The organism is Azospirillum sp. OGB3 (assembly GCF_014192915.1).
GTDB lineage: Bacteria > Pseudomonadota > Alphaproteobacteria > Azospirillales > Azospirillaceae > Azospirillum.
The window spans coordinates 1-5,051 of record NZ_JACHYN010000049.1; the positions used below are offsets into that span (position 1 = coordinate 1).

Genomic DNA, 5,051 nt, shown 5'->3' on the forward strand with positions numbered 1-5,051 from the left:
TGCTACGCGCCGTAATCCCCGTCACCCCGCACCATTGCTGAACTTGTGAACCGCCTCCTAACCGAGACGGCAGTCCTGAAATGCGCAAAGTCGAATGGCAGATCAGAGCGATCTGCCCCGTCGGGAGCGGCAGCAGGCCAAAGCCGATCGGACTGGAGCATTGATCAGCTTGGTCGAGCATGGGCTTTTGGAGGAGGCACCTGGCCCTCGCGGCGGCACAGGCTACCGCACACTGGAGGAGCCGCCAGAATGGTTGGTTGATCTGCTGGCGGACCAGCTCGTCGAGCGTGAGACCAGAGAAGCTGCCCGCAGAGCGCGGGCCGATGCCATTCAGCGGGCCATCGCCGAGGGGCTTCGCTATACGACGGAGTCTGGAGCCGATTTCCGGATCGAGCAGACCGAGCATGGCCTGGAACTGGTGTTCCCGGCAGCCCCGGCCGTCGAGGTTCGTGACGCAATGAAGCTGGACGGTGAGTGCAAGTGGGATCCTGAGCGTCGGCGGTGGCTGCGCCTGCGGCCGGTAGCATCCATCGAACCGTGGTTAGCGCAGGCAATCGAGGCTGGTGCGACGATCGTGCCGCGTCGGCTGTAGTGGCGCCGAAAGACGTTAAAACTCCGCACCTTTCGCCTCTTTCGGGTTAGAGCCTGTTGCGATATCCTCGCTGCACTTTGGTTCGTCTGCATGATGCGACGTTCTGAGTGGTTTCCGTGCATGTCGCCGGAAGCTCTGTCTAAAAGTGCTAGTTGGGCACTCTAAACAATCAGCACCCAAGCTTCCGCCTGTGTGCGGTGGCACTTGGCCGAAGCCAATGCTTCGCCCCCCCTTAGGGACGCATCGTCCCTCTTGGGGGACGTGCGTCCTCTCCAACCTAATGTCGGAGTGAGACGATGAAGATGGTTCTCCAAATCTCTGAGTTTGTGCGCGATTGGGCGTTGCTTTGCCGCGTCTACTTGACGGCGCAGGCCGAGTTCCGGAGGCTTGCTAGCCTTGTGGGTGATCTGCAGGGCGAGGAACGCCAATTAGGCTTGGCGGAACAGGAAGACCGCGTCGCCGAGTATCGGTACGGCGTGGATTTTGTTATCGCCGCCTATGAATGGTTGCTGCGGGGGCCTCTCGGAAAAGTCCCGGCAGTCGCCGCGGACATGACCGACCGTTGCAAGTTGCTGCGCGTATGGGCGACGATTGAACCCGGCCAGTATTACGGGTCCGCGTCGTAAATCTGTCACCATTCTGTTCCCCATCGGGGCGCACTTGTGCCCCACCGGGGCCGTAGTGCGCCTTCCTTTCTGAAAAAGGTGCACCATGAAAACTCAAGCCAACCTCACGCTCATCCCCGGTACGGCGGAGTATTTTGAAGCCCGCCGGGTCGCATTTGCTCTCATTCGTGAGGTCGAGGCGGCCAAGCGCGTCACCGACAGAGCCCCGATGTACGTCCGCGGCGGTTGGGACGAGGACTACGGCGACTATGAGCCGATCGAGAACACCGGGCCTTTCGAGCATCTCGGCGAGATCCAGACGAAGGCCAAGGCCGACCGCTTTGTGGTCGAGACGCTCAAGGCGCAGAACCGCCTCGATGTCCTGGGTATCTCCCGTTGGGAAGCCGAAGCCATCATCCACGGCGCGTCTGCGGAGATCCTGATGGAGGAGAGAGTTCTCGTTCACTGGCAAGGACTCACCTACAGCGATCCATGTGCCTACGCCAACCGGATCGATCTCGAACTCGTGCGGCCGCCGCGCAGCGACTGCTTCCTTCTCACGAAGACGACCCATTATTGGGGCTTCCGCCCCGGCTTGCCTGGGGTCTGGAAGGAGACGGTCTCTGTCGTTCTGACCGACCGGAATGAGGCTGTGAGCCGCTGTTGCCACAGCCTCTCAGAAGCTCGTGACTTCGCCGAACAGGTTCGTCGTCGTTACGAGCGCGCTGCCTGATCGCTGCTGGCATCGCCCGGCAGCTTTCATCATCAATCCCGGCGGGGCACACCGTTGCCCTTCAGGGTGTGGTGCGCCTCGTCGTCTTTTTCAGACGGTCAAAGGTGGCATCATGAAAAGCAAGCAGACGAAATCCGTTCCTGCGGACGTCTTGCATCGCGTTACCGCGCTCCTGCGGGACTATGCGAACAATCCCGATGCGGGGTTTGCCTACAGCGATCCCGGCACCATGCGCGCCGATTTGGAAACCCTGGAGGCAATTGTCGCTGACAACTCCCCGCAGCGGCTGGCTGTCGTGCTCGACGGTGGCCTGGTTCAGGCAGTCGTTGGTGAAAACGTCCCTGTCGACCTTGAGGTCGCAATCATCGACTACGACACCTTGGGCGCAGAGGACAGTGACCTGATGTCCGTCCACCAGTCTGATGGTTCGACCGCCGAGGCAGTCGTGGCGCTTCAGTCCATCGAACGTCCCGGCATCGACCTCAACAGCGTGTTCAATCAGCCTGACGTGCCTGCCACGCCGCTCTGACCACACGCCTCTATGACCGGCTCCGCCCGGTCCATTCAGCTAATTCCCCAACCGGGGCGCGCTTCGCCCTGGAAGGGGAGTGGTGCGCCTCATCGCTAGACAAGGTGCATCATGAAAAAGCTGACCAAGTTCATCGGACTGACCGCGCAGTTCCTCTACGAAGTGTCGGGCGGCAAGCTGTTCAGCAAGCCGCCGGCCCCCGTCGTGGTGGCGGAGCGCAAGGTCTACACGGGTGAGACCCTCCGGCTCGAACGCCAAGCCTCGCTGGCTGGCGGCTGCTACCGGGTCTTCCTCAAGCCGACCACGACAGGCGTTCGCCAGTGGTTCACTCCACGCCTGAACCGCGACCAAGCCGTCGCGACCTTCTCGCGCATGGCCCGGCGGCTCGCCTGATCGACCATCCGCGCCGTCTGACTTCCGCTGGGAGTCGGGCGGCGCTCCCACCTTATGGGGCAGACGGTGCCCCGCACGGGGAGCGTATGCCTCTGTTGCGAGGACATGCACGTGCAAAAGCAGTCCATCACCCTGCACAAGGTCATTGGGCCATTCTACGATATCTTCAATTGTCGGCTGCCGGCATGGCACATCGTCATCCGAGTTCTGTCGACGGGTGAAGTTCTCCATTTTGTCGTCTATGGGGAAACCCAGGACGATGCGTGGGACACCATGGATGGTGCGCTCGCCGCTGGAAAGGCGCTGGCCGGTGACCAGAGGATACCGACCACCGGTCGAGCGATCTGGATCAACGCGCTTCCTCCGGGGCAGACGCGCCCGCACGGCACCGAGCGTGTCGTCGTTACGTACGGCGTCATGCCCTATGACGGAGAGTTTCGTTGGTTCGTAACTGTGGCCGTAGAGGGGTGCGAACCCCGTCGCATTGAGGAACGACAGCGGCGGTCCTACTGCAGCGCGAAGATTGCGCTCCAAGTGGCCAAGAGAAAGGCCGACGAACAAGCCGCTCGGTTCGGAGCCAAATGGCAGGTGACCGTCACTGAGACGGTCGTTTCCATGTTGGCTTCTCCGTAACCGGCCTTCGGGCTGGAACTGCTAGTTGGGATCTCCAGGCAACCATCATCCAAGCCTAGGTCTCCGCTATGACATCAGACAGGTGTCAGGCGACGGGCTCATGCCTCTTGCCAGCCTTCCCCAGTCGGGGCGCTTCAATGCCCCTCTGGGGCCGTGATGCGCCTCATTCATCCCCCAAAGGAAAAGGTGCATCATGGACGGTCTGTTCATTCGCCCGAGCAATGTCGAGTGGCTTCCCCTGGCTGCGTTCTTAAACCAGCCAATCAGTGGAGAAATCCGCAAAGGCAAGTACGCGCAGCCCGGTGAAGAGTCGGCTGCCGACATTCATTTTCGCGCTCTGAACGCCATTCTGGAAGGCGATCCCCGGCGCGACGAGTTCATGGAGCCGATGTTGGCTGCGATGAACCGCTTTGAAATGCTCCCCGCCGGCCGCATCCTTGCCGGTGCCGGCTCCCGCCGAAACGTTACGTGGGTCAACTGCTTCGTCAACGACGAGCTGGAAGACTCCATGATGGGCATCATGGGGGCAGGCCTGCTCCGCATGGCCGTCACGCTTCAGCGCGGCGGTGGCATGGGCACGGACTTCAGCCCGATCCGGCCAAAGGGCGCTCTGGTCAAAGGCACCAACAGCCCCGCCAGCGGTGTGGTCAGCTTTATGCTGGTCTACAACCAGAGCGGCGCAACGGTCGAGAGTGCGGGGGAGCGCCGTGGTGCCCAGATGGGCACGCTGCGGTGCGACCACCCGGACATCTTCAACTTCATCGACGCCAAGAGTGTTCCTGGTCAGCTCCGCGGGCTCAACCTGTCGGTTCTGGTTCTGGATGCATTCATGACCGCGGTGAAGGCCGACGGTGATTGGGAGCTCGGGCACGAGGTCCGGCCCTTCGATGAGAGGGGCATTGTAGAGGTGAAGGAGCGCAACGGCAAACCGTGGTTCGTATATCGGCGGGTCAAAGCCCGTGCCCTATGGGATCGCATCATGCGCGCGACATATGAGTACGCTGAGCCGGGCGTCATCTTTATCGACCGCATCAATCGCCTTAATAATCTTTCCTACACGGAAAGCATCATATCCTGTAATCCGTGTGGCGAACAAAGTCTGCCAAAGAATGGCGCCTGCGTTCTTGGGCAGAACTGGGTTTCAATGTTTGTTCGAAACCCGTTCACGTCCCATGCGCACTTCGACTTCGAAGGCTTTGCCCGAGCCACTGCCTACATGGTCCGTATCCTGGACAACGTGCTTGACCGCACGCCCTATCCGTGGCCAGAGCAATTGCAGGAGGCGCAGAGCAAGCGCCGCATCGGCATCGGCACGCCTGGTCTCGCCGACTGCCTGATGATGCTCGGTCTCCGCTATGGCTCTCGACCGGCACTCAAGATGGTTGCCCGCATCAAGCGGGCTCATCGCGACGCCGCGTACCGGGCGTCGGTGGATCTGGCCAAGGAGCGCGGGGCGTTCCCTCTCTTCAAAAAGGGCTCTCCGGAAAATCGGGTTGATGGGCAGCCGCCGTCATGGCATTGTTAAATCGGATTTTTAGGTTGATCCCATAGAGGAGCGCCGCGCCA

Annotated in this window: 8 protein-coding genes; 7 read left to right on the forward strand and 1 reads right to left on the reverse strand. The window is 61.2% G+C overall.

Annotation, left to right across the window (positions count from 1 at the left end; genetic code table 11):
- On the reverse strand, positions 1-181 hold a 181-nt coding region (locus tag FHW79_RS32450; protein WP_211108591.1), incomplete at its 3' end, for a hypothetical protein.
- Between the two features lie 72 nt (positions 182-253).
- On the opposite strand from FHW79_RS32450, the gene FHW79_RS32015 reads away from it, so the two are divergent.
- The 7 genes from FHW79_RS32015 (at position 254) to FHW79_RS32045 (ending at position 5,010) form a co-directional block, all read left to right on the forward strand.
- Complete coding sequence (locus FHW79_RS32015; protein ID WP_183182647.1) at positions 254-592, forward strand: hypothetical protein; 339 nt, start codon at positions 254-256, stop codon at positions 590-592.
- Positions 593-888: 296 nt separating this feature from the next.
- Positions 889-1,218, forward strand: coding sequence for a hypothetical protein (locus FHW79_RS32020; RefSeq protein ID WP_183182648.1), 330 nt, complete (start codon positions 889-891; stop codon positions 1,216-1,218).
- Positions 1,219-1,303: 85 nt separating this feature from the next.
- Positions 1,304-1,930: a hypothetical protein gene (locus FHW79_RS32025; RefSeq protein WP_183182649.1), complete on the forward strand. Its 627-nt coding sequence runs from the start codon at positions 1,304-1,306 to the stop codon at positions 1,928-1,930.
- 112 nt (positions 1,931-2,042) lie between these two features.
- Complete coding sequence (locus FHW79_RS32030) at positions 2,043-2,459, forward strand: hypothetical protein (protein ID WP_183182650.1); 417 nt, start codon at positions 2,043-2,045, stop codon at positions 2,457-2,459.
- A gap of 111 nt (positions 2,460-2,570) precedes the next feature.
- Positions 2,571-2,852: a hypothetical protein gene (locus tag FHW79_RS32035; protein ID WP_183182651.1), complete on the forward strand. Its 282-nt coding sequence runs from the start codon at positions 2,571-2,573 to the stop codon at positions 2,850-2,852.
- A 111-nt stretch (positions 2,853-2,963) separates the two neighbouring features.
- The gene (locus FHW79_RS32040) at positions 2,964-3,485 is read left to right on the forward strand and encodes a hypothetical protein (RefSeq protein ID WP_183182652.1); all 522 of its coding nucleotides are present in this window, start codon (positions 2,964-2,966) and stop codon (positions 3,483-3,485) included.
- Positions 3,486-3,678: 193 nt separating this feature from the next.
- Positions 3,679-5,010, forward strand: coding sequence for an adenosylcobalamin-dependent ribonucleoside-diphosphate reductase (locus FHW79_RS32045; RefSeq protein WP_183182653.1), 1,332 nt, complete (start codon positions 3,679-3,681; stop codon positions 5,008-5,010).
- Positions 5,011-5,051: the final 41 nt, after the last annotated feature.

Coding starts and splice junctions, on each gene's coding strand:
- FHW79_RS32020 (WP_183182648.1), top strand. CDS start 889: ATGAAGATGGTTCTCCAAATCTCTGAGTTTGTGCGCGATTGGGCGTTG.
- FHW79_RS32025 (WP_183182649.1), top strand. CDS start 1,304: ATGAAAACTCAAGCCAACCTCACGCTCATCCCCGGTACGGCGGAGTAT.
- FHW79_RS32030 (WP_183182650.1), top strand. CDS start 2,043: ATGAAAAGCAAGCAGACGAAATCCGTTCCTGCGGACGTCTTGCATCGC.
- FHW79_RS32035 (WP_183182651.1), top strand. CDS start 2,571: ATGAAAAAGCTGACCAAGTTCATCGGACTGACCGCGCAGTTCCTCTAC.
- FHW79_RS32045 (WP_183182653.1), top strand. CDS start 3,679: ATGGACGGTCTGTTCATTCGCCCGAGCAATGTCGAGTGGCTTCCCCTG.